The organism is Pseudomonas cremoricolorata (genome assembly GCF_000759535.1).
Lineage (GTDB): Bacteria > Pseudomonadota > Gammaproteobacteria > Pseudomonadales > Pseudomonadaceae > Aquipseudomonas > Aquipseudomonas cremoricolorata_A.
This window is the reverse complement of the sequence record NZ_CP009455.1, coordinates 1,640,835-1,662,430: the sequence shown is the minus strand read 5'-3', so window position 1 is coordinate 1,662,430 and position 21,596 is coordinate 1,640,835. Positions and strand designations below refer to the sequence as shown.

At 67.9% G+C, this 21,596-nt stretch carries 22 protein-coding genes; 21 read left to right on the top strand and 1 reads right to left on the bottom strand.

Annotated elements, in window-relative coordinates:
* The first annotated feature begins 2 nt into the window (after positions 1–2).
* Genes LK03_RS07165 through LK03_RS07080 form a run of 18 tightly spaced genes read left to right on the top strand, consistent with a single transcriptional unit; the run spans position 3 to position 16,686 of the window.
* The gene (locus LK03_RS07165; protein WP_038411701.1) at positions 3–257 is read left to right on the top strand and encodes an acyl carrier protein; all 255 of its coding nucleotides are present in this window, start codon (positions 3–5) and stop codon (positions 255–257) included.
* A complete protein-coding gene (locus LK03_RS07160; RefSeq protein ID WP_038411700.1) occupies positions 254–799 on the top strand; it encodes a membrane protein in 546 nt (181 codons plus the stop codon). Before LK03_RS07165 ends, LK03_RS07160 begins: the two co-directional genes overlap by 4 nt.
* Positions 796–2,475, top strand: a complete 1,680-nt coding sequence (locus tag LK03_RS07155) for an AMP-binding protein (protein WP_038411699.1) — start codon at positions 796–798, stop codon at positions 2,473–2,475. The genes LK03_RS07160 and LK03_RS07155 overlap by 4 nt, the downstream gene beginning before the upstream one ends.
* On the top strand, positions 2,468–3,202 hold the full coding sequence (locus LK03_RS07150; RefSeq protein ID WP_038411698.1) for a glycosyltransferase family 2 protein: 735 nt from the start codon (positions 2,468–2,470) through the stop codon (positions 3,200–3,202). The genes LK03_RS07155 and LK03_RS07150 overlap by 8 nt, the downstream gene beginning before the upstream one ends.
* Positions 3,199–4,134, top strand: coding sequence for a glycosyl transferase (locus tag LK03_RS07145; protein ID WP_038411697.1), 936 nt, complete (start codon positions 3,199–3,201; stop codon positions 4,132–4,134). Before LK03_RS07150 ends, LK03_RS07145 begins: the two co-directional genes overlap by 4 nt.
* Positions 4,115–5,659 carry an HAL/PAL/TAL family ammonia-lyase gene (locus LK03_RS07140; protein WP_038411696.1) on the top strand — a complete coding sequence of 515 codons (1,545 nt, stop codon included), beginning with the start codon at positions 4,115–4,117 and terminating at the stop codon, positions 5,657–5,659. Before LK03_RS07145 ends, LK03_RS07140 begins: the two co-directional genes overlap by 20 nt.
* A complete protein-coding gene (locus tag LK03_RS07135; protein WP_028695674.1) occupies positions 5,652–6,077 on the top strand; it encodes an acyl-CoA thioesterase in 426 nt (141 codons plus the stop codon). The genes LK03_RS07140 and LK03_RS07135 overlap by 8 nt, the downstream gene beginning before the upstream one ends.
* On the top strand, positions 6,074–6,676 hold the full coding sequence (locus tag LK03_RS07130; RefSeq protein ID WP_038411695.1) for an outer membrane lipoprotein carrier protein LolA: 603 nt from the start codon (positions 6,074–6,076) through the stop codon (positions 6,674–6,676). Before LK03_RS07135 ends, LK03_RS07130 begins: the two co-directional genes overlap by 4 nt.
* Positions 6,648–9,008 (top strand): MMPL family transporter, encoded by a 2,361-nt coding sequence (locus LK03_RS07125; RefSeq protein ID WP_049870446.1) that lies wholly within the window; start codon positions 6,648–6,650, stop codon positions 9,006–9,008. The genes LK03_RS07130 and LK03_RS07125 overlap by 29 nt, the downstream gene beginning before the upstream one ends.
* Positions 9,005–10,159 (top strand): hypothetical protein, encoded by a 1,155-nt coding sequence (locus LK03_RS07120; protein ID WP_038411694.1) that lies wholly within the window; start codon positions 9,005–9,007, stop codon positions 10,157–10,159. The genes LK03_RS07125 and LK03_RS07120 overlap by 4 nt, the downstream gene beginning before the upstream one ends.
* Positions 10,146–11,393, top strand: coding sequence for an NAD(P)/FAD-dependent oxidoreductase (locus tag LK03_RS07115; RefSeq protein WP_038411693.1), 1,248 nt, complete (start codon positions 10,146–10,148; stop codon positions 11,391–11,393). Before LK03_RS07120 ends, LK03_RS07115 begins: the two co-directional genes overlap by 14 nt.
* On the top strand, positions 11,390–12,121 hold the full coding sequence (locus tag LK03_RS07110) for a class I SAM-dependent methyltransferase (RefSeq protein ID WP_038411692.1): 732 nt from the start codon (positions 11,390–11,392) through the stop codon (positions 12,119–12,121). Before LK03_RS07115 ends, LK03_RS07110 begins: the two co-directional genes overlap by 4 nt.
* On the top strand, positions 12,118–12,603 hold the full coding sequence (locus LK03_RS07105) for a DUF3261 domain-containing protein (RefSeq protein WP_038411691.1): 486 nt from the start codon (positions 12,118–12,120) through the stop codon (positions 12,601–12,603). The genes LK03_RS07110 and LK03_RS07105 overlap by 4 nt, the downstream gene beginning before the upstream one ends.
* Positions 12,600–13,793 carry a beta-ketoacyl-[acyl-carrier-protein] synthase family protein gene (locus LK03_RS07100; protein ID WP_038411690.1) on the top strand — a complete coding sequence of 398 codons (1,194 nt, stop codon included), beginning with the start codon at positions 12,600–12,602 and terminating at the stop codon, positions 13,791–13,793. Before LK03_RS07105 ends, LK03_RS07100 begins: the two co-directional genes overlap by 4 nt.
* A complete protein-coding gene (locus LK03_RS07095) occupies positions 13,790–14,260 on the top strand; it encodes a hotdog family protein (protein WP_038411689.1) in 471 nt (156 codons plus the stop codon). Before LK03_RS07100 ends, LK03_RS07095 begins: the two co-directional genes overlap by 4 nt.
* Positions 14,253–14,981 (top strand): 3-oxoacyl-ACP reductase FabG, encoded by a 729-nt coding sequence (fabG, locus tag LK03_RS07090; RefSeq protein WP_038411688.1) that lies wholly within the window; start codon positions 14,253–14,255, stop codon positions 14,979–14,981. The genes LK03_RS07095 and fabG overlap by 8 nt, the downstream gene beginning before the upstream one ends.
* Positions 14,981–16,207 (top strand): beta-ketoacyl-ACP synthase, encoded by a 1,227-nt coding sequence (locus LK03_RS07085; protein ID WP_038411687.1) that lies wholly within the window; start codon positions 14,981–14,983, stop codon positions 16,205–16,207. The genes fabG and LK03_RS07085 overlap by 1 nt, the downstream gene beginning before the upstream one ends.
* 32 nt (positions 16,208–16,239) lie before the next feature.
* Positions 16,240–16,686, top strand: a complete 447-nt coding sequence (locus LK03_RS07080) for a hypothetical protein (RefSeq protein ID WP_028695663.1) — start codon at positions 16,240–16,242, stop codon at positions 16,684–16,686.
* 412 nt (positions 16,687–17,098) lie between these two features.
* Here LK03_RS07080 and LK03_RS07075 read toward each other — a convergent pair whose 3' ends face one another.
* Positions 17,099–17,617: a dihydrofolate reductase gene (locus LK03_RS07075; RefSeq protein WP_038411686.1), complete on the bottom strand. Its 519-nt coding sequence runs from the start codon at positions 17,615–17,617 to the stop codon at positions 17,099–17,101.
* A 289-nt stretch (positions 17,618–17,906) separates the two neighbouring features.
* Here LK03_RS07075 and LK03_RS07070 point away from each other — a divergent pair, with 289 nt between their 5' ends.
* The 3 genes from LK03_RS07070 (at position 17,907) to fdhD (ending at position 21,591) form a co-directional block, all read left to right on the top strand.
* The gene (locus LK03_RS07070) at positions 17,907–19,298 is read left to right on the top strand and encodes a DUF2868 domain-containing protein (protein WP_430962060.1); all 1,392 of its coding nucleotides are present in this window, start codon (positions 17,907–17,909) and stop codon (positions 19,296–19,298) included.
* Complete coding sequence (locus tag LK03_RS07065; protein WP_038411684.1) at positions 19,291–20,655, top strand: GTPase/DUF3482 domain-containing protein; 1,365 nt, start codon at positions 19,291–19,293, stop codon at positions 20,653–20,655. Before LK03_RS07070 ends, LK03_RS07065 begins: the two co-directional genes overlap by 8 nt.
* 108 nt (positions 20,656–20,763) lie before the next feature.
* Entirely contained in the window at positions 20,764–21,591 is an 828-nt protein-coding gene (gene fdhD, locus LK03_RS07060; RefSeq protein ID WP_038411683.1) for a formate dehydrogenase accessory sulfurtransferase FdhD, read from the top strand.
* Positions 21,592–21,596: the final 5 nt, after the last annotated feature.

Sequence of the window (21,596 nt, the reverse complement as noted above, 5' to 3'; positions counted from 1 at the left end):
CCATGCAAACCCGTGAAGACATCTTCAACATCCTGCGCGACGCCCTGGTCGAGCTGTTCGAACTGGACCCGGCGCGTATCAGCCTGGACTCGAACCTGTACCAGGACCTGGAAATCGACAGCATCGACGCCGTCGACCTGATCGACCACATCAAGCGCCAGACCGGCAAGAAAATCGCCGCTGATGAGTTCAAGTCGGTGCGTACCGTCAACGACGTGGTCGAGGCGGTGTACCGCCTGGTCAACTCGCCGGCATGAAACGCCTGATTGGCCTGGGCCTGGTGCTGGCCGGGGTGCTGTACCCGTTCGCCGTGCACTTCGGCATGGCGCACTTCGCCCCCTGGCAATTCGCCGTGCTGCTCGGCGGGCTGTGGCTGGCGCGGCTGCTGACCTTGCGCCAGCGTACCGGCACGGCGCGCACCGCAGCGGTGGCGCTGGGCTTCTGCGCAGTGCTGGGGCTGTCCGACAGCGCCCAGATGCTTCGCTGGTACCCGGTGCTGATCAGCGCCTTCATGCTCGCCCTGTTCGGTGCCAGCCTGCTGCACGGCATGCCGGTGGCCGAGCGCCTGGCGCGCCTGCGTGACCCCGACCTGCCGCCGCGAGCGGTGCGCTATACCCGCCAGGTGACCCAGGTGTGGAGCGGTTTTTTCCTGCTCAACGGGCTGATCGCCGCTGCCCTCACGCTGTGGGCGCCGCTGACCTGGTGGACCCTGTACAACGGCCTGATCGCCTACGCCGCGATGGGCCTGCTGTTCGCTGGTGAATGGCTGATCAGACAACGTGTGCGAGGACGCCCATGAGCTGGACCCCGCTTCATCACCTGCTGCGCCCGCTGGATGCGCCGCGCCAGGTCACCGAACACCCATCGCTGGACCACGCCGCGCTGTGCCAACAGGCTCTGCGCCTGGCTGGCGGCCTGCAACAGCGCGGTATTCGCCGTCTGGCGCTGCACCTGGAAGACGCCGCCGAGCTGGCCATCGCCCTGCTCGGCGCCTGGCGCGCCGGGGTCGAGGTGCTGCTGCCGGCTGACCTGCAACCGCACACCCGCAGCCGCTGGGCCGACCAGGTCGACCTGTGGCTCACCGACCTGCCGGGCGATGCCAACCTCGCCAGCCTCAGCGCTACGCCCCTGTCGCCTGCCGACCTTGACCTGGAGCGCTGCCGCATCAGCCTGTGCACCTCCGGTTCCAGCGGCGAAGCCAAGCGCATCGACAAACAGTTGCGCCAGTTGCACAACGAAGTCGAAGCGCTGGAACAACTGTGGGGCGAGCGTTTGGGCGATGCCTGGATCATCGGCAGCGTCGCTACCCAGCACATTTATGGCCTGTTGTTCCGCGTGCTCTGGCCGCTGTGCGCCGGACGCGGTTTCGAACGCCGCCAGTGGCCGTTCCCCGAGGACTTGCAACGCGCCAGCCGCGCGCATTCGGCCTTCGCCTGGGTCACCAGCCCGGCGCTGCTCAAACGCATGGGCGAGAACCTCGACTGGCCGGCACTGCGCTCGGTGCGCGCGGTGTTTTCCTCCGGTGGCGAGCTGCCGCTGGCCGCCGCCGAGCAGTTGCACCAGCGCCTGGGGCAATGGCCGCTGGAAATCCTCGGCAGCTCGGAAACCGGCGGCATTGCCTGGCGCGAGGACGACGCGCTGTGGCAACCCTTCGCCGATGTGCAGCTGAGTCTGGGCCAGGACGGCGCGTTGCAGATTGCCTCGGCGTATCTGCCAGCCGGGCACCTCGAACACAGCGCCGATGCCGCCGAAATCGCCAGCGATGGCCGGTTCCGCCTGCTTGGCCGGCTCGACCGCATCGTCAAACTGGAAGAAAAACGCATCTCGCTGCCGCTGCTGGAGCAGGCCCTCGACAGCCACCCGTGGGTCAGCGAAGCGCGCCTGCTGATGCTCGCCGGCGCCCGCGCCAGCCTCGCGGCGCTGCTGGTGCTGAGCCCGGCGGGCTTGCACGCCCTGCGCAATGGCGGACGCCGCGCACTGCTGGCGACCCTGCGCGAGCACCTGAGCGGGCACTGCGAAGCCATCGCTTTGCCAAGACGCTGGCGCCTGCTGCGTCAATTACCCTACAGCGCCCAAGGCAAGCTGCCGCAGGCGGCCTTGCAGGCCATCGTGCAGGCACCGCGCGGCATGGCCCCGGAGGTGCTCGAACAGCAGCGCGACGCCGACCAGCTCACCCTGCGCCTGGCGGTTTCGGCCGATCTCGCCTGCTTCACCGGGCACTTCCCACAAAGCCCGGTGCTGCCGGGGGTGGTGCAGATCGACTGGGCCATCGCCCTGGCCGCGCCGTTACTGCCAGAAGCGCAGCGCTTCGCCGGCATGGAAGTGCTGAAGTTCCAGCAACTGGTGCGTCCCGGCGATGAACTGGACCTGGCGCTGCGCTTCGACGCCCAGCGCGGCAAGCTGTACTTCACCTACACCTGCGACGGGCGCGCCTGCTCGAGCGGGCGCATCGTGCTGGAGGCCACCTGTGCATAAGCCCTGTGCGGTGATTCCGGTGTACAACCACGAACATGCGGTGGGCGCGGTGGTCGATGACCTGCTGCGCGCCGGCCTGCCCTGCGTGCTGGTGGACGACGCCAGTGGTCCGGCCTGCGCCCGCGTGCTGCGCGAGCTGGAGCAGCGGCATGACGTCTATCGCGTCGAGCTGACCGCCAACCAGGGCAAGGGCGGCGCGGTGATGGCCGGGTTGCGCGAAGCGGCGCGGCTGGGCTTCAGCCATGCCTTGCAGGTCGATGCCGACGGCCAGCACGACCTGGGCGATGTCAGCCGCTTCCTCGATGCCTCGCGCGCTGCACCACAGGCGCTGATCTGTGGTTACCCGCAGTACGACGCCAGCGTGCCCAAGGGCCGCCTGTACGCGCGCTACCTGACCCATGTGTGGGTGTGGATCAACTGCCTGTCGTTGCAGATTCCCGATTCGATGTGCGGCTTCCGGGTCTATCCGCTGCCGCCGACCCTGGCCCTGATCGACCAGGTGCGGCTCGGCAAGCGCATGGACTTCGACCCGGAAATTCTGGTGCGCCTGGCCTGGCGCGAGCAGCCGATGCGTTGGCTGCCGACCCGCGTGCATTACCCGCAGGATGGCCTGTCGCATTTTCGGCTGGTACACGACAACGCGCTGATCTCGGCCATGCACGCCAAGCTGTTCTGCGGCATGTTGCTGCGCGCCCCAGGCATCCTCTGGCGGCGGTGGCGAAGATGAGCGAGCCCCAGCACTGGGCCGAGCACCAGGAACGCGGCAGCTTCTGGCTGATGAAGCTCACCGCGACCCTGGTGCGCCTGCTTGGGCGGCGGGTGCTGAGCCCGGTGATCCACGTCATCGTCGGCTACTTCTTCCTGTTCGGCAGCCGCGCCCGGCGCAGCGCCTGGCAATACCAGCAACGCCTGCACCAGCACAGCGCCGGTCGCACCCCGGCGCCGAACCTGCGCCGGGTATTCGGCCAGTTCATGGCTTTTGCCGACGCTCTGCTGGACAAGCTCGACGTGTGGAACGGCAAGCTGCGCCTGCAAGACATCGACATCCACGACCCGGCCAACCTGCGCACGCAACTGCGCGGCGCCCGTGGGCAGATGCTGGTCGGCGCACACCTGGGCAACCTCGAGGTGTGCCGCGCCCTGGCCGAGCTGGGCGAGCAGGTAACCATGAACGTGCTGGTGCACACCCGCCACGCCGAGCGTTTCAACCGCTTGCTCGGCGAAGCCGGGGCCACCAACCTGCGGCTGATTCAGGTCAGCGAGTTGGACCCGGCGGTGATGCTGCAACTGTCCGAACGCCTCGAGCGCGGCGAGTGGCTGGCGATTGCCGGCGACCGCGTGCCGCTGCATGGCGGGCGCACGGTGCAGGTGGATTTTCTCGGCCAGCCCGCGGCCTTCCCGCAGGGGCCGTGGCTGCTCGCCGGGCTGCTGGGCTGCCCGCTCAACCTGTTGTTCTGTACCAAACACCATGGCCGCTACCGGGTCACCCTGGAGGCATTCGCCGAGCGCGTGCAGTGGCGCCGCAGCCAGCGCGATCAGGTGATCGCCGAGTGGGCGGCGCGCTATGCCCAACGCCTGGGCCATTACTGCGAGCAGGCACCCCTGCAGTGGTTCAACTTCTACCCCTTCTGGAACTCCGATGACGACGCACGCCCCTGAAGCCGTAGTGTTCGGCGAATCGCCGCTGGCAATCGAAGACGTAGTGGCCGTAGCCCAGCGCCAGGCCAGCACGCAGGTGCAGGCCGACCCTGCCTACCGCGAGCGCATTGCCCGCGGCGCGCGCTTTCTCGACACCCTGCTGGACAAGGAAGGGGTGATCTACGGCGTCACCACCGGTTACGGCGATTCCTGCGTGGTGGCGGTGCCGCTGGAGCAGGTCGAGGCCTTGCCGCAGCATCTGTACACCTTCCACGGCTGCGGCCTGGGCCGCCTGCTCGATGCGCCAGCTACCCGCGCCGTACTGGCCGCGCGCTTGCGCTCGCTGAGCCACGGCGTCTCCGGTGTGCGCCTGGAGTTGCTGGAACGCCTGCAGGCGTTTCTCGCCCACGACATCCTGCCGCTGATTCCGCAAGAAGGCTCGGTGGGCGCCAGTGGCGACCTGACCCCGCTGTCGTACGTGGCCGCGACGCTGTCGGGCGAGCGCGAGGTGCTGTACCAGGGCGAACGGCGCAGCGCCGCCGAGGTTCACCAGCAACTGGGCTGGCAGCCGCTCCGGTTGCGGCCCAAGGAAGCCCTGGCGTTGATGAACGGCACTGCGGTGATGACCGGCCTGGCCTGCCTGGCCTTTGCCCGCGCCGACTACCTGCTGCAACTGGCCACGCGCATCACCGCGCTCAACGTCATCGCCTTGCAGGGCAACCCGGAACACTTCGACGAGCGCCTGTTTGCCGCCAAGCCGCATCCCGGCCAGACCCAGGTCGCCGCCTGGCTGCGCCAGGACCTGGCAATCGACGCGCCGCTGCCGCCGCTGCACCGCCTGCAGGACCGCTATTCGCTGCGCTGCGCGCCGCACGTGCTGGGGGTGCTGGCCGATAGTCTGGGCTGGCTGCGCGGTTTCATCGAAACCGAACTCAACAGCGCCAACGACAACCCGATCATCGACGGCGATGCCGAACGGGTGTTGCATGGCGGGCATTTCTACGGTGGGCACATCGCCTTCGCCATGGACAGCCTCAAGACCTTGGTCGCCAACGTTGCCGACCTGCTCGACCGACAGCTGGCGCTGCTGGTCGACACCCGCTACAACCACGGCCTGCCGAGCAATCTGTCGGGCGCACCGGCGGCCACGGCGATGATCAACCATGGCTTCAAGGCCGTGCAGATCGGCGCCAGTGCCTGGACCGCCGAGGCACTCAAACTGACCATGCCGGCCAGCGTGTTCTCGCGCTCCACCGAGTGCCACAACCAGGACAAGGTCAGCATGGGCACCATCGCCGCGCGCGACGCCCTGCGCGTGCTGGAACTGACCGAACAGGTGGCCGCCGCCACGCTGCTGGCGGCCAACCAGGGCGTATGGCTGCGCAGCCGCAGTGCCGACGCCCCACCGCTACCGCCGGCCCTGGCGCAGATGCACGACACCCTGCTGGGCGACTTCGCCCCGCTGATCGAAGACCGCGCCCTGGAGGGCGAACTGCGCCTGTGCCTGCAACGCATCGGCGCGCGCCACTGGAGGCTGCATGCGTAACGCCGGGGTGTTTCACATCGACTGCGAGATGGTCGTGCCGTTCTTCGATGTCGACAGCATGCACATCGTCTGGCACGGGCATTACGTCAAGTACCTGGAGGTCGCGCGCTGCGCCCTGCTCGACCGCCTCGAACACAACTACACGGCCATGCGCGACAGCGGTTATGGCTGGCCGGTGATCGACCTGCAACTGCGCTACATCCGTGGCGCCACCTTTGGCCAGCGCCTCAACGTGCGCGCCAGCCTGGTGGAATGGGAGAACCGCCTGAAGATTCACTACCTGATCAGCGATGCCGACACCGGTGAGCGCATGACCCGCGCCAGCACCGTGCAAGTGGCGGTGCACATCGACAGCGGCGAAATGCAGCTGGCCTCGCCGCAGGTGCTGCTCGACGCCGTCGCCAAGGTGCTGCCATGAGCCGCCTGCTGCGCAGCCTCGCTGCCGTCGCGCTGCTGCTGGGCAGTCCCTGGGCGCTGGCCTTCGACCTCGCTGACTTGCAACGGCAATTAAGCGCCCCGGCCGTGGTGAAGGGCCCGTTCATTCAGGAAAAACACCTGCGCGCCCTGCCTCAGCCGCTGCTGAGCAAGGGCCGCTTCGTGCTGGCCCGTGACCATGGCCTGCTGTGGCTGTTGCAGACACCCCTGCGCCAGGACTACCGCATCGACGCCCAGGGCATCGCCCGACGGGACGCCAGCGGTTGGCAAGTCCTGCCCAGCCGCAGCGCCGGTGCCGAGCAGAACCGTCTGTTCTTCGCCGTTCTGCAGGGCGACAGCAGCGGCCTGCAACGCGACTTCGAGCTGCGCCTGAATGGCGATGCCGAGCGCTGGCACCTGCACCTGACCCCGCGTTCGCTGCTGCTCAAGCAGGTGTTCAGCGCCATCGACATCGACGGGGGCGCGTACGTGCAGCGCATCGAGCTGCACGAAACCCAAGGCGACAGCACTGTGCTGCGCCTGCCGGAAAGCCACGGCGAAGCCGTTCTGAGCGATGCGGAGCGCAGCGACTTTGCCCAGTGAACGCCTGCTGCCGCGCCTGTTCCTCATCGTGCTGCTGGCGGTGCTGAGCGCGGCTGCCTGGCAGTGGCACGCAGGCCCACCGGTATCGGCCGACCTCATGACCCTGGTGCCCGGCGACAGCCAAGACCCGCTGGTGCAGCGCGCCGAACAGCGCATGCAGGAGCCGCTCAACCGTGAGCTGCTGGTGCTGGTCGGCCACACCGAGCGCAGCCAGGCCCTGGCCCTGAGCGAGCGACTGGCCCAACAATGGCAGTCCAGCGGCCTGTTCGAGAAGGTGCAGTGGAGCCTGCAGACCGACCTTGCAGCCTTGCGCACGCAGTTGCTGCAAGGCCGCGTGGCGCTGCTCTCGGCGGCCGACCGGCAACAGCTGCTCGCGCAACCCCAGGCGTTCATCGAGCAGCGCGTGGAACGGCTGTACGACCCCTTCGCCGGATTCAGCCTGGTGCCCAACCAGGACGACTGGCTAGGCCTGACCGGGCTGATCCAGAACAGCCAGCCACGCCCGGCCAACGTGCAACTGGACACCGCCAGCGGCGCACTGGTGGCCGAGGCCGACGGCAAGCAATGGGTGCTACTGCGTGCCCGTACCCAGGGCAATGCGTTCGACATGCAGTTGCCATTGCAGGTCGCCGATCTACTCGCCGCCAGCCGGGTCGAGGCCGGGCAGGCGGGGGCGCAGCTGTATGCCGCCAGCGGCCTGCTGCACGCCGCCCACGGCCAGCGCCAGGCGACCCGGGAAATCACCTGGGTCGGCGGTGGCGCGACGTTGGGCATTCTGTTGATGCTGCTGTTGGCGTTCCGTCGCTGGCAGGCGCTGCTGGCCTTCGTGCCAGTGCTGGTGGGCATGCTCTTCGGTGCGGTGGCCTGCGTGGCGCTGTTCGGCAAGATGCACGTGATGACCCTGGTGCTCGGCTCCAGCCTGATCGGCGTCGCGGTGGATTACCCGCTGCACTACCTGTCGAAAAGCTGGAGCCTGCGCCCATGGCACAGCTGGAGCGCGGTGCGCCTGACCCTGCCTGGCCTGAGCCTGAGCCTGGCGACCAGCTGCATCGGCTACCTCGCGCTGGCCTTCACCCCATTCCCGGCGCTAACGCAGATCGCCGCCTTCTCCGCTGCCGGGCTGGTCGGCGCCTACCTGAGCGCGGTGTGCCTGCTGCCGGCGCTGCTCGGACGCGTCGAGCTGCAACCGGCAGCCTGGCCGCTGCGCCTGGCCGAACGCCTCACCGGGTTGCGCGAACGCCTGCTGCGGGTGGTGCCCAGTGCCGTGCTGCTGGCGCTGCTGCTGGCCTTCACCGCAGCCGGGCTGTGGCAACTGCACAGCCGCAACGACATCCGCCAGTGGGTCGGCAGCCCGCCGCAGTTGCTCGAAGAGGCCCAGGCCGTGGCGCGCATCACCGGTTATCAGCCGACCAGCCAGTTCTACCTGGTGCGCGGCGCCGATCAGGCGCAACTGCTGGAGCGCTTGCAGGCGCTGTCGAGCAAGCTCGACGAACTGGTGGCCATGGACAAGCTCAGGGGGTACATGAGCCTCAGCCAACTGCTCGCCAGCGTGCCGGCGCAGCAGCAGGTGCAGGCCGGGGTGGCAAGGCTGGCGCAGCATTGGCAGCCGTTGCTCGAGCTGGGCGTGCCGCAAGCGGCCCTGACTGCCGAGGTGCAACGGTTGCAACAGTTGCCGCTGCTGGATATCGACCACGTGCTGGCAGGCCCGCTCGGTGAAGCCTGGCGTCCGCTGTGGCTGGGCCAGGACGGCAATGGCGTGGCGGCGGTGATCAGCCTGCAAGGGCTGGGCGATGTCGCCTTGCTCGGCCTGCTTGCCGAAGACCAGCCTGGGGTGCAACTGGTCGATCGCCTGGGTGACCTCAACCGGCTGTTCGCCGCCACGCAGCTCAGCGCCGCCGAGCTCAAGCTGCTGTCATGCGCGCTGATTCTGTTGCTGCTGATCGTGCCGTTCGGTTTCGGCGGCGCGGTGCGGCTGGTGGCACTGCCGCTGCTCGCCGCGCTGTGCAGCCTGGCCTGCCTGGGCTGGCTGGGCCAACCGCTGACCTTGTTCAGCCTGTTCGGCCTGCTGCTGGTGACGGCCATCAGCGTCGACTACGCCATCCTCATGCGCGAGCGCATCGGCGGCGCCGCGGTGAGCCTGCTCGGCACGCTGCTGGCGGCGCTGACCACCTGGCTGTCGTTCGGCCTGCTGGCGCTGTCGAGTACGCCTGCGGTGAGCAACTTCGGCCTGGCGGTCAGCCTTGGCCTGGTGTTCAGCTTCCTGCTCGCGCCGTGGGCGGCCTCGCCGAACGATGACGCGTCGGCCTCATCTGAAGGGAAGGCATCGGCATGAGCATCCTTGGCGCCTGGGTGCTGATCCTGCTGGCCTACGCTGCGGCCGCCGCGCTGGGCAAACGCCTGGGGCTGATCGCCATCGTCAGCCAGTTGCTGCTGGCCGCACTGCTGCCGCTGGCGATGCACGGCCTCGGTGAGTGGTCGGCGCATGTCGAAGGCGCCGCGCTGACCGCGCCCACCTGGGTCAAGACCGTGTACGGCGCAGCCTTCGCCCTGCTGCTGGCGGCTATTCTCAGCGACGTGCTGGAGCTGCGCCCGGAGCGCGCCGCATTCAAGCTGGCGCTGCCCAGCTTCCTGCTGCCCTTCGCCTGCGGCCTAGCCTGTGCCGTATGGCTGCTGGGGTTGAGCGGGCTGAGTGCTCTGGCCTTGGGGCTGGTGTTCGCCATCACCGCGATTCCGGTGCTGTACCTCTACCTGCGCGCCATCGACTACCCGCCTGCGGCCAGTCGCCGTCTGTTGCAGGCGGCGATCGTCATCGACCTGCTGTGCTGGCTGCTGCTCGGCCTGGGCCAGGGCAGCCTGCACCCGACCAGCCTGCTCCTGCCGTTGCTCGGCGCGCTGGCACCGCTGCCGCTGTATGCCCTTGGCGTGCGCGCGGCGAAAGTCTACGGCGCGCTGTTCATCGCCTTGCTGTTCGGCGCCGAGCACTACCACCTCAACGCACTGTTGCTGGCCATGGCGTATCTGGGCTGCCTGGCCTGGCTGAAACTGGGCGTGCAAGTGCCGCTGTCAGCGCGCTGGAGCCAGGCTGCGCAGCAGTATTTCGCGGTGCCGCTGATCCTCAGCTACGGCGTGTTGCAGGTCGAACTGCAAGATGCGCTGCCCGGCCTGAACGCCTGGCACTGGGGCGCGCTGCTGGCCTTGCCGATCATCAGCAAGCTGCTCGGCAACTGGCTTGGCCTGCGCTGGGCCGGGGCGTCGTTCCCCGGCGCCAGCCGCTGGCGAGAAAGCCTGCTGCTGAACATTCGTGGCCTGAGCGAAATCGTTTTCCTCAACTTGCTGCTCACCGAGCGGTTGATCAGCCCGTCGCTGTACCTGGCGCTGTTGCTGATGAGCCTGGTCGCGACGCTGATGCCCGCACTGGCGGGCCTGCACCGACTTCCCTTGAACACTGCTGCGACGGCCAGGAGGCCGCATGTCGACTACTGAACTGCAACAACGCCAGGTGCTGGTGATCGGCGCCGGCCCGTCCGGGGCCATCGCCGCCGCCCTGCTCAAGCGCAAAGGTCATGATGTGCTGGTGATCGAGCGCCAGCGCTTTCCGCGCTTTTCCATCGGTGAAAGCCTGCTGACCCACTGCCTGGACTTCGTCGAGGAAGCCGGCATGCTCGAAGCGGTACAAAGCGCCGGTTTTCAGTTCAAGAACGGCGCGGCGTTCGCCTGGGGCGAGGAATACTCGGCGTTCGATTTCGGCGACCAGTTCACCGCCGGCAAACCCAGCACCTTCCAGGTGCAGCGCGCGCGCTTCGACAAGCTGCTGGCCGATCAAGCCCAGGCGCAGGGGGTGGAGATCCGCTATGAAGAGGAAATCATCCAGGCCGACATGAGCGGCGCCCAGCCCAAGGTGCAGGTACGCCGGCCCGACGGCAGCGAATACACCGTACAGGCCGGTTTCGTGCTCGACGCCAGTGGCTATGGCCGCGTGCTGCCGCGCCTGCTTGACCTGGAAGCGCCGTCGAATTTCCCGGTACGCCAGGCGGTGTTCACCCACATCGAAGACCGCATCGAGCACCCCGGTTTCGACCGCAACAAGATTCTCATCACCACCCACCCGCAGCACCGCGATGTGTGGTTCTGGACCATTCCCTTCAGTAATGGCCGCACCTCGCTGGGTGTGGTCGCGGCGGCGGAACGCTTTGCCGATGCGCCGAGCGACTTGGACGAATGCCTCAAGCGCTTCGTGGCGCAAACGCCGAGCCTGAGCAAGGTGCTGGCCAATGCCGTGTGGGACACCCCGGCGCGCAGCATCGGTGGCTATTCGGCCAACGTGAAATCCCTGCACGGCCCAGGCTTCGCCCTGCTGGGCAACGCCGCCGAATTCCTCGACCCGGTGTTTTCCTCAGGGGTGACCATCGCCATGCGCTCGGCGAGCATGGCCGCCAACCTGCTTCACCGTCAGCTGCAAGGCGAGGCGGTGGACTGGCAGAGCGAGTTCGCCGAACCGCTCAAGCGCGGCGTCGACACCTTCCGCGTGTATGTCGAGGGCTGGTATGACGGCAGCTTCCAGGACGTCATCTACCACCCCGGCAGCTCGCCGGAAATCCGCGCCATGATCAGCTCGATCCTCGCCGGCTATGCCTGGGATGCGCGCAACCCCTTCGTCGCTGAGCCACGCCGGCGCCTGCGCACCCTGGCGGAGCTGTGTGCACGGGAGGTGTCATGAGTCGGCCGCCGTTTCTCAGCGACAGCTACGTCGAGGAAACCCGCTTCGGCTTCTGGTTCCTGCGCAGCCACACCTGGCAGCATCATGTGCTGCGCGTCGCCATCGACGACCTGCGCAGCCTGTTCGACGGCGAACCACCGGCCGCGCCGGTGCTGCTCGATGCCGGCTGCGGCCAGGGCAAATCGTTCAAGCACCTGCACCGGGTATTCGCCCCGTCGAAGCTGCTGGGCACCGATGCCGACCCGCACAGCCTGGCCCTGAGCGCCGCCGAAGCGCAGCGTCTGGGCCTTGAGGTGGAGCTGCGCGGCAGTGATTGCGCCCACCTGCAATTGGCCGACGCCAGCGTCGATATCCTCTTCTGCCACCAGACCTTCCACCACCTGGTTGAACAGGAACGCGCACTGGCCGAGTTCTACCGCGTGCTCAAGCCGGGTGGCTACCTGCTGTTCGCCGAATCCACCGAAGCCTACATCGACACCTGGGTGATCCGCTGGCTGTTCCGCCATCCGATGCATGTGCAGAAAAGCGCCGAGGGTTATTTGCAGATGCTGCGTGGCCAGGGCTTCACCTTCACCACGCGCAATGTCTCGTACCCCTACCTGTGGTGGAGCCGGGCCAAGGACTTCGGCCTGCTCGAACGCCTGGGCCTGCGCCGCCCGCCGCCGGTGGGTCAGCGTGAGGAAACCTTGGTCAACGTGGTGGCGCGCAAGCCGCTGGAGCAGGCATGAGGATTATCCTGAGCCTGGCCCTGTGCCTGCTGCTGAGCGCTTGCGCCAGCGCCCCGCCGCTGCCGAGCGCGTTGCCACGGTTGCAGTTGCCGCAGCAGTTGCACGTCGAGCGCGAGCAGAACGGCCAGCGCCAGGACTGGCTGCTGGTGATTCAGGGCGAGCAGCAGCGCCTGCGCTGGTCGCTGCTCGACCTGCTGGGCATTCCCCAGGCCCGGCAAGTGCTCGACGGCCAGCAGTGGCAGGCCGATGGCCTGTTGCCGCCCAACCCGGCGGCGCGGGAATTGTTCGCCGCCGTGCTGTTCGCCCTGACCCCGGCGAGTGAGTTGCAGCAACGTTATCCACAGGCGCAGCAGCACGGCCAGCAGCGCCAGTTGCAGCAGCGCTGGCAGGTGCGCTACGAGGGCGAGGATGGTTTCCGCCTGACGCTTGTCGACGGCCTGCACTATCGCGTCAGCCCGCTGCCCGCCGAGGACACGCCATGAGCGCCTACCTCAACGCCCTGGGGCTGGTCTGCGCCCTGGGCCGTGGCCAGCAGGAGGTCGCCCGGCGCCTGTTCGCCGGCGATGCCTCAGGTATGCAGCCCAGCGCCGGCTGGGTCGCTGAGCGTGTGCTGCCGGTGGGCGCGGTAAGCGGCGAGCTGCCGGCCGTGCCACTGCCGGAGCAACACAGCCGCAACAACCAACTGCTGTATTGCGCGGCGCTGCAGATCGAACCGGCCATCCGCGATGCCATCGCCCGCTTCGGCGCGGCGCGGGTCGCGGTGGTGCTCGGCACCAGCACCTCGGGCATCGCCGAGGCCAGTGCCGGCATCGCCCACTACCTGCACACCCAGCAGTTCCCGGACGACTACCACTACGCCCAGCAGGAACTCAGCGCGCCGGCCAGCTTCGTCGCTGACTGGCTGCAACTGAGCGGCCCGGCCTATGTGATTTCCACTGCTTGCACCTCCAGCGCGCGGGCCTTGCTCAGCGCCCGTCGGCTGCTCGACCTAGGGTTGTGCGATGCGGTGCTGTGCGGCGGCGTCGACAGCCTGTGCGGCCTGACCCTGAACGGCTTCAGCGCGCTGGAAGCGGTCAGCGCCGAGCGCTGCAAACCGTTTTCCGCCAACCGCGATGGCATCAACATCGGCGAAGGCGCCGCGCTGTTCCTGATGACCCGCGAGGCCAACCGTGACGGCCCGGGCATCGCTTTGCTCGGCGCCGGCGCCAGCTCCGATGCCCATCACATTTCCGCCCCCGACCCGCAAGGCACCGGCGCGCGCCTGGCGATGGACAAAGCGCTGCGCAGTGCCGGCCTGCGCCCACACGACATCGATTACCTGAACCTGCACGGCACCGCCACGTTGCACAACGACGCCATGGAAAGCCTGGCGGTGCACGGCCTGTTCGGCGCCGAGCTGGCCTGTTCATCGAGCAAACCCATGACCGGCCACACCCTCGGCGCTGCCGGGGCGCTGGAGGCGGCGTTCTGCTGGCTGGCGCTCAGCCCGCACAACGCCGAGCGCCTGCTGCCGCCGCACCTGTGGGACGGCCAGGGCGACCCGGCGCTGCCGCCGCTGGCGCTGGTCGATGGCACCCAGCGCCTGCCGGCCAGTGGCCCGCGCTACCTGATGAGCAACTCGTTCGCCTTCGGTGGCAACAACGTCAGCCTGATTCTCGGAGACACCCCATGATTGCCTGGCCTATGGCCGAACTGCTGCCCCACGCGGGCGACATGATCCTCATCGATCAGGTCGAGCGCTTCGATGAGGAGCAGATCCACACCCGTACCACGGTCCGTCCCGGTGGCCTGTTCAACCGCGCCGACGGCAGCCTGCCGGCCTGGCTCGGCATCGAGCTGATGGCGCAGAGCGTCGCCGCCTACGCCGGTTGTCATGCCCGCGCCAACGGCCAGCCGGTGGAGCTGGGTTTTCTCATCGGCACGCGCAAGTTCGAGTGCGATGTCGAGCACTTCCCCGCCGGCGCCGAACTGCACATCCACGCCCAGCGCTCGTTGCAGGATGACAACGGCATGGGCGTGTTCGAATGCCATCTGCGCGGCGCCGGCATCCATGCCAGCGCGCGCCTGAACGTCTACCGTCCGCCGCAAGCGGCCAGCTACCTGGCTGAAGCCGGGCCTGAGGAGTCCTCCCATGACTGACACCATTCTGGTCACCGGTTCCAGCCGTGGCATTGGCCGGGCCATCGCCCTGCGTCTGGCCCAGGCCGGTTTCGACCTGGTGCTGCATTGCCGCAACGGGCGCGCCGAGGCCGACGCGGTCGCCGCTGAAATTCACGCCCTTGGCCGCCAGGCGCGAGTGCTGCAATTTGACGTGGCCGATCGCGCCGCCTGCGCCGCCGTGCTGAACGATGATGTCGAAACCCACGGCGCCTACTACGGCGTGGTGTGCAATGCCGGCCTGACCCGCGACGGCGCCTTCCCGGCGCTGACCGACGACGACTGGGACCAGGTGATGCGCACCAACCTCGATGGTTTCTACAACGTCCTGCACCCGGTGATGATGCCGATGATCCGCCGCCGTGCACCGGGGCGGATCGTCTGCATCACCTCCGTTTCGGGGCTGATCGGCAACCGTGGCCAGGTCAACTACAGCGCCTCCAAGGCCGGTGTGATCGGCGCGGCCAAGGCCCTGGCCATCGAGCTGGGCAAGCGCCGCATCACCGTCAACTGCGTCGCCCCCGGGCTGATCGACACCGCCATGCTCGACGAGCACGTTCCGGTGGATGATCTGCTGAAGATGATCCCCGCGCAGCGCCTGGGCACCGCCGAGGAAGTGGCCGGGGCGGTGAATTTTCTGATGTCGGCGGAAGCGGCCTACATCACCCGCCAGGTGCTGGCGGTCAACGGGGGGCTGTGCTGATGCGCCGCGTGGTAGTCACCGGCATGGCCGGGCTGACATCGTTGGGCAGCGATTGGGCGACCATCGTCGGCAACTTCGCCAGCAACCGCAGCGGCATCCGCCGCATGGATGAGTGGAACCGCTTCGAAGAACTCAATACGCGCCTGGCCGGGCCCATCGACGACTTCCAGGTGCCGGGCCATTGGACCCGTAAACAACTGCGCAGCATGGGCCGGGTGTCGCGCCTGGCGGTGGCGGCGGCCGAGCGCGCGCTGGACGATGCCGGCCTGCTGGGCGATGCCAGCATCCGTGACGGGCGCATGGGCGTGGCCTGCGGCTCGTCCACCGGCAGCACCGACGAGATCAAGGCCTTCGGCAACATGCTGCTGAACTCGGTGGCCGATGGTCTGAACGCCAATTCCTATGTGCGGATGATGCCGCACACCACGGCGGCCAACATCAGCATCTTCTTCGGCCTCACCGGACGCCTGATCCCCACGTCCAGCGCCTGCACCAGCGGCAGCCAGGGCATCGGCTACGCCTATGAGGCGATCAAGTACGGTCGTCTGCCGATGATGCTCGCCGGCGGCGCCGAGGAGCTGTGCCCGACCGAGGCCATGGTGTTCGACGCGCTGTACGCCACCAGCCTGAAGAACGACACCCCGCACCTCAGCCCGCGCCCCTACGACAGCGGCCGCGATGGCCTGGTGATCGGTGAAGGCGGCGGCATGCTGGTGCTCGAAGCCCTCGACCACGCCCTGGCCCGCGGCGCGCACATCCATGCCGAGATCGTCGGCTTCGGCAGCAACGCCGACGGCCAGCACACCACCCGCCCCGAGCAGACCACCATGCGCCGGGCCATGGAACTGGCTCTGGAGGACGCCGAGCTGGCGCCCGAGGCGATCGGCTACGTCAACGGCCACGGCACCGCCACCGAGCAGGGCGACATCGCCGAAACCCTGGCCACCCACAGCCTGTTCGGCGCGCGCATGCCGATCAGCTCGCAGAAAAGTTTCCTCGGCCACACCCTCGGCGCCTGTGGCGCGCTGGAGTCGTGGTTCAGCATCGAAATGCTCAACAGCGACCGCTACGTACACACCCTCAACCTCGACCACATCGACCCGCGCTGCGGCGAGCTGGACTACCTGAGCGGTGAGCTACGCACCATGAGCCACGAATTCGTGATGAACAACAACTTTGCCTTTGGCGGGGTCAACACGTCGTTGATCTTCCGTCGCTGGCAGTAACCGCAAGTCCAACCCACTCAAGGATCGATTCCATGCGACTGAAAACACTCACCGCCTCCGCCGCCCTGCTGCTCTGCGCCCTGCCGGGTATCAGCCAGGCCCGTGATACCGCACTGTTCCTGCCGTTCGACAAAGTGGTCCAGCAAATGCTGGCGGAAAAGAAACTCGACGGCTCGGTGAAGTTCTACCTGGCCGGCGTACAGCCACGCGGCAAGACCACGCTGGTGCGGGCAGGCTCGGTCACCAACAAGAAGACCAATGCCTTCAACAAGACCGACGAAGCCGCCTGTGAATGGGCCCTGCAATCGGCACTGCTGACCCTGCAGGACGCCGCCCGCCAGGCCAACGCCAACGCCGTGACCAACATCGTCAGCTTCTACAAGAAGAATGAGCGCAAGGATGCCAAGACCTACGAATGCCACGCTGGCGCGGTGATTGCCGGGGTTGCGTTGAAGGGGGATTTGTCGCGGGTGGATTGATGGGTTGGGTCGGCTGGGCTGGGGTATATCCTGTGAATGCTGGGTTTACTTCACGGCCCGGTTTCGCCTGGCGGCGACATCCTTTTGTCGCGGCAAAAGGATGCAAAACCGCCGTGCTCCACTATCCGGCCCTGCACTGCGCTTCGCTCCGTTCCGGGTCCCCTGCGCTCCGGTGCTCTACGGGGCGCCGCGGGCAAGGGTTGCTACGCAACCCTCACACCTCGCGTCCTCGGCTACGCCTCGGGTGCGCTGCGCGCACGCCCCTTCGAACACCTGCGCTCCGGCCGGCTACAGTCGCGATCGGTGGCGCCTGGACGGTCGGTGTACAAGAGCCTGGCGATCGTTGCGGCCAGCGAATGGGATCTACCTCAGAAGCTGTTCATTGAGATTCCAGTGCTGCCAACCCTCACGCTCAGCGTTTCTCCCACACCTCGAAGTGATACGCCGGTCCATCGCCCTCCGGGGCTTGCGGGGCGCTGGAGGTGAGGTGCCACTGGCGTTCATCAAAGGCGGGGAACCAGGCATCGCCCGCGGGCGACAGCCCGACGCGGGTCAGGTACATGCGACTGATCAGGCCTTGCTCCAGGGCCTGGGTATAGAGCTGCGCGCCGCCGATCAGCATCACCTCTGCCACGCCATGCTCATGCGCCCATTGCTCGGCGCGGATTTGCGCCTGGGCCAGCGAGGCGAACACCTCGGCGCCGGGCAGTTGCAAGCCCGGCTGGCGGCTGACTACCAGATTGAGCCGGCCCGGCAGCGGCCGGCCGAGCGAATCCCAGGTCTTGCGACCCATGATGATCGGCTTGCCCAGGGTGCTGGCCTTGAAGTACTTGAAGTCCCCCGGCAGGTGCCAGGGCATGGAATTGTCGATGCCGATCACGCGGTTCTCGGCGAGCGCCGCGATCAGGCTGAGGGGGAGTGAGGTCGTCATGCCGGCGAGGATAGCAAAGCCTGCCTAGGGGCTGTTCCCGTTTCAGCGCAAACCGCGTTACCGCGCCAAATCGTGCCAGCCGAGGCGAAGGACGCAGGAAAGGGTCATTCCCTTTTCAAGTCCTTCAACGCTGGATGGCGCGATTTGGCGCGTAACCCGAAGGGCCGTGCCTGTTTTTTCGTATGGAGCGTTCGAGTCTTGAGCTCGAAAGGGCGAAAAAACAGGCCTCGGCGCGGTTGCGATGAAACGGGAACAGCCCCTAGGTTATGCTCCCAGCCTCGAACGAGCCGTGGAACGCCCTGTGACTGAACTGACCCGATTCGACGTGCGCTGGCTCACCGAGGCGGTGCGTTTGCGTGAAGAGCATGCCGGCCTGCTGGACGACCAGGAGGCCAACCGCCTGGCCCGTCAGCACGGCGGCGACCTGGCCCAGCGCATCGAACGCCGCGCCTTGTGGCTGGCCGAGCGCGACGGCATGCGCGCAGCCCTTGGCCACTGGAAACAGGGCGCGCGCCTGGCGCTGCTGGGCCTGGCGCTGCTCGCCGTGCTCAGCGGCGCGGGCCTGGCCTTCGCCGCGCTGGGCGACGGTTCGCGCCCGGTCAATGTGTTCTGGGCCCTGGGCAGCCTGCTTGGCCTGAACCTGCTGATGCTCTGCGGCTGGGCCTTGAGCGGCTGGCTCAGCGGCGAACATGGCGCGTTGCTCGGGCGCCTGTGGCTGTGGCTCAGTGCGCGGCTGGCGCGCGATGCCCAGGCCGCGCAACTGGCCCCGGCGCTGCTGGTGCTGTTGCAGCGCCAGCGCCTGACCCGCTGGTTGCTGGGCCTGCTGGTCAACAGCCTGTGGCTGCTGGCGATGCTCGCTGCGCTGGGCATGTTGCTGACCCTGCTCGCCGGCCGGCGCTATGGCTTCGTCTGGGAGACCACGCTGCTCGCCGCAGAACCCTTCATCGCCCTGACTCACGCCCTCGGCGCCCTGCCCGCGCTGCTGGGTTTCAGCATGCCCAGCGAGGCGATGATTCGCGCCAGCGGCGCCACCCAGCCGCTGTTCGACGGCGCCCGCCAGGCCTGGGCCAGCTGGCTGCTGGGGGTGGTGCTGGTGTACGGCGTGCTGCCACGACTGCTGCTGGCGGCGCTGTGCCTGTGGCGCTGGCGGCGCGGGCGTCAGCAGCTCGGCGCTGACCTGGAGCAGCCGGCCTATCAACAGTTGCGCCAAGTGCTGATGCCCACTAGCGAGCGCCTGGGCGTGCATGACCCAGCGCCAGCGATGGCCGAGCAAGCCGCGACTCAGGCGCCGCAATCGGTCAGCGGCGGCGCGTTGCTGGTGGGCCTGGAACTGGATGAGCAACGCCCCTGGCCGCCCACACTGCCTGAAGCGGTGACCGACGCCGGCGTGCTCGACAGCCGCGCCTCACGTCAGCGCCTGCTGGAGCAGCTCAGCCGCTTTCCGCCAGCGCGCCTGCTGATCGCCTGTGACCCACAACGCTCGCCTGATCGCGGCAGCCTGGCGCTGCTCGGCGAACTGGCGCGCAACGCCGGGGCCACGCGCATCTGGCTGCTGCCGGCAGCGCCGGGTGAGCAGCTCGACGCCGCGCGCCTGGGCGACTGGCACGAAGCCCTCACTCGCCTCGGCCTGGCCTACAGCGCCGAGCTGCCGCATACCTGGCTGGAGCACGGTGATGACTGATCCGCTGAAGCTGGCCCTGGTTGGCCACACCAATGTCGGCAAGACCTCGCTGCTGCGTACCCTGACCCGCGATGTGGCGTTCGGCGAGGTCTCGCACCGGCCCAGCACCACCCGGCATGTGGAAGGTGCGCGGCTGTCGGTCGACGGCGAGCCGCTGCTGGAGCTGTACGACACGCCGGGGCTGGAAGATGCCATCGCGCTGCTCGAGCATCTGGAACGCCTGGAGCGCCCCGGCGAACGCCTCGACGGCCCGGCGCGGCTCGAACGCTTTCTGCAAGGCAGCGAGGCACGCCAGCGCTTCGAGCAGGAAGCCAAGGTGCTGCGCCAGCTGATGAGCAGCGATGCCGGCCTGTACGTGATCGACGCCCGTGAACCGGTGTTGGCCAAATACCGCGATGAACTGGAAGTGCTGGCCGGCTGCGGCAAGCCGCTGTTGCCGGTGCTCAACTTCGTCACCAGCGACGGCCACCGCGAGGCGCAATGGCGTGAGGCGCTGGCACGTCTGGGCCTGCACGCGCTGGTGCGCTTCGACAGCGTGGCGCCGCCGGAAGATGGCGAGCAGCGCCTGTACGACAGCCTGGCGCTGTTGCTCGAAGACGCGCGCCCAGCCTTGCAACGACTACTCGCCGATCAACAGGCGCAACGCCTGGCCCGGCGTGACAGCGCCCGGCAGCTGATCGCCGATCTGCTGATCGACTGCGCGGCCTGCCGGCGCAGTGTCGACAGCCAAGCCAGTGTCGCGACCAGCGCCATGCAGACCCTGCGCCACGAGGTGCGCCAACGTGAGCAACGCTGCGTCGAAGCGCTGCTCACGCTGTACGGCTTTCGCCGCAACGATGCCCCCGGCGACGACTTGCCACTGCTCGATGGCCGCTGGGGCGATGACCTGTTCAACCCGGAAACGCTGCGCCAGCTCGGCGTGCGCGTCGGCGGCGGGGTTGCCGCAGGTGCGGCAGCTGGCGCCGGGGTCGACTTGCTGGTCGGCGGCCTGACCTTGGGTGCCGCAGCGCTGGCCGGAGCGATTGCCGGCGGTGCGTTGCAGACCGCGCGCAGCTACGGCGCGCGGCTGCTGGGCAAGTTCAAGGGCCAGCGCGAGCTGACCGTCGACGATGCCGTGCTGCGCCTGCTGGCGCTGCGTCAACAGCAGTTGCTACTGGCCCTGGAGCGTCGCGGTCACGCGGCCATGGGCAGCATCCAGCTGGCGCCGCCGGAGGAACGCACCTGGCGCGAAGGCAAGCTGCCGCACGCCTTGCACAAGGCCCGTGCGCATCCGCAATGGTCGAGCCTCAACCCCAGCGCTCGGCTCAACCAGAGCGAGCGGGTAGAGCAGCTTCAGGCGTTGAGCAAGCTGCTCTAGGTGCGACTGATCGACGCGGTCTATCGGCATATCAAATCAAGCGATTAGACGCGCCCCAGGCACAGGCCTAGGCTTGTAGGCGTATAAAGCCGCCCGGTATTCCGCCTGATGAACAGCAAACCTCCGGTCTGCGCGGCATCCTCGACCCTGACCCTGCCTGCCGCCAGCAACACCTACGATTACGTCCAGCTCGACGACGGCGAACGCGCTTGCACGCCGTTGGCCGAAGAAGTGGCCCTGGCGATCGCCTACAACGGCCTGAACCAGGCAGTGATGCTGGTCAGCCCCACCGACCTGGAAGACTTCGTGGTCGGCTTCAGCATCGGCAGCGGCCTGGTCAGCAGCACCGACGACGTCTACGACATCAGGCTCTCGGGCAGCGGCTCGGCGCTGTACGCCGATGTGGAGATTTCCAGCCGCGCCTTCTGGAACATGAAGGATCAGCGCCGGCAACTGGCCGGCACCAGCGGCTGCGGCCTGTGTGGGGTCGAAGCCCTGGAACAGGCCCTGCCGGACCTCAAAGTACTGCCCGGCGCGCCGCTGCCGCCGGTGCATTGGCTGCACGACCTGCGCCGGCGCATCGATGCCTTCCAGCCGCTCGGCCAGCACTGCGGTGCAGTGCACGCCGCGCTGTTCATGGACAACCAGGGTCAATTGCGCCTGGGCCGCGAAGACATCGGCCGGCACAACGCCCTCGACAAGCTGATCGGCGCCCTGCTGCGCGAGCGCATCGACACCCACGGCGGACTGGCAATCGTCACCAGCCGCTGCAGCCTGGAGCTGATCCAGAAGGTGCTGCGCGCCGGTATCCAGACCCTGGTCAGCCTGTCGGCGCCCACTGGCCTTGCCTTGCAATGGGCGCGCAAGCATCAGCTCAACCTCATTCATTTGCCCAAACACAGTGCACCGCGGGTCTACAGCCCCGCGATGGAGTAATCAAG

Bases quoted from the DNA above. Each gene is read 5' to 3' on its own strand.
- LK03_RS07165 (WP_038411701.1), top strand. From the start codon at position 3: ATGCAAACCCGTGAAGACATCTTCAACATCCTGCGCGACGCCCTGGTC.
- LK03_RS07160 (WP_038411700.1), top strand. From the start codon at position 254: ATGAAACGCCTGATTGGCCTGGGCCTGGTGCTGGCCGGGGTGCTGTAC.
- LK03_RS07155 (WP_038411699.1), top strand. From the start codon at position 796: ATGAGCTGGACCCCGCTTCATCACCTGCTGCGCCCGCTGGATGCGCCG.
- LK03_RS07145 (WP_038411697.1), top strand. From the start codon at position 3,199: ATGAGCGAGCCCCAGCACTGGGCCGAGCACCAGGAACGCGGCAGCTTC.
- LK03_RS07140 (WP_038411696.1), top strand. From the start codon at position 4,115: ATGACGACGCACGCCCCTGAAGCCGTAGTGTTCGGCGAATCGCCGCTG.
- LK03_RS07135 (WP_028695674.1), top strand. From the start codon at position 5,652: ATGCGTAACGCCGGGGTGTTTCACATCGACTGCGAGATGGTCGTGCCG.
- LK03_RS07130 (WP_038411695.1), top strand. From the start codon at position 6,074: ATGAGCCGCCTGCTGCGCAGCCTCGCTGCCGTCGCGCTGCTGCTGGGC.
- LK03_RS07125 (WP_049870446.1), top strand. From the start codon at position 6,648: ATGCGGAGCGCAGCGACTTTGCCCAGTGAACGCCTGCTGCCGCGCCTG.
- LK03_RS07120 (WP_038411694.1), top strand. From the start codon at position 9,005: ATGAGCATCCTTGGCGCCTGGGTGCTGATCCTGCTGGCCTACGCTGCG.
- LK03_RS07115 (WP_038411693.1), top strand. From the start codon at position 10,146: ATGTCGACTACTGAACTGCAACAACGCCAGGTGCTGGTGATCGGCGCC.
- LK03_RS07110 (WP_038411692.1), top strand. From the start codon at position 11,390: ATGAGTCGGCCGCCGTTTCTCAGCGACAGCTACGTCGAGGAAACCCGC.
- LK03_RS07105 (WP_038411691.1), top strand. From the start codon at position 12,118: ATGAGGATTATCCTGAGCCTGGCCCTGTGCCTGCTGCTGAGCGCTTGC.
- LK03_RS07100 (WP_038411690.1), top strand. From the start codon at position 12,600: ATGAGCGCCTACCTCAACGCCCTGGGGCTGGTCTGCGCCCTGGGCCGT.
- LK03_RS07095 (WP_038411689.1), top strand. From the start codon at position 13,790: ATGATTGCCTGGCCTATGGCCGAACTGCTGCCCCACGCGGGCGACATG.
- fabG (WP_038411688.1), top strand. From the start codon at position 14,253: ATGACTGACACCATTCTGGTCACCGGTTCCAGCCGTGGCATTGGCCGG.
- LK03_RS07085 (WP_038411687.1), top strand. From the start codon at position 14,981: ATGCGCCGCGTGGTAGTCACCGGCATGGCCGGGCTGACATCGTTGGGC.
- LK03_RS07080 (WP_028695663.1), top strand. From the start codon at position 16,240: ATGCGACTGAAAACACTCACCGCCTCCGCCGCCCTGCTGCTCTGCGCC.
- LK03_RS07075 (WP_038411686.1), bottom strand. From the start codon at position 17,617: ATGACGACCTCACTCCCCCTCAGCCTGATCGCGGCGCTCGCCGAGAAC.
- LK03_RS07065 (WP_038411684.1), top strand. From the start codon at position 19,291: ATGACTGATCCGCTGAAGCTGGCCCTGGTTGGCCACACCAATGTCGGC.
- fdhD (WP_038411683.1), top strand. From the start codon at position 20,764: ATGAACAGCAAACCTCCGGTCTGCGCGGCATCCTCGACCCTGACCCTG.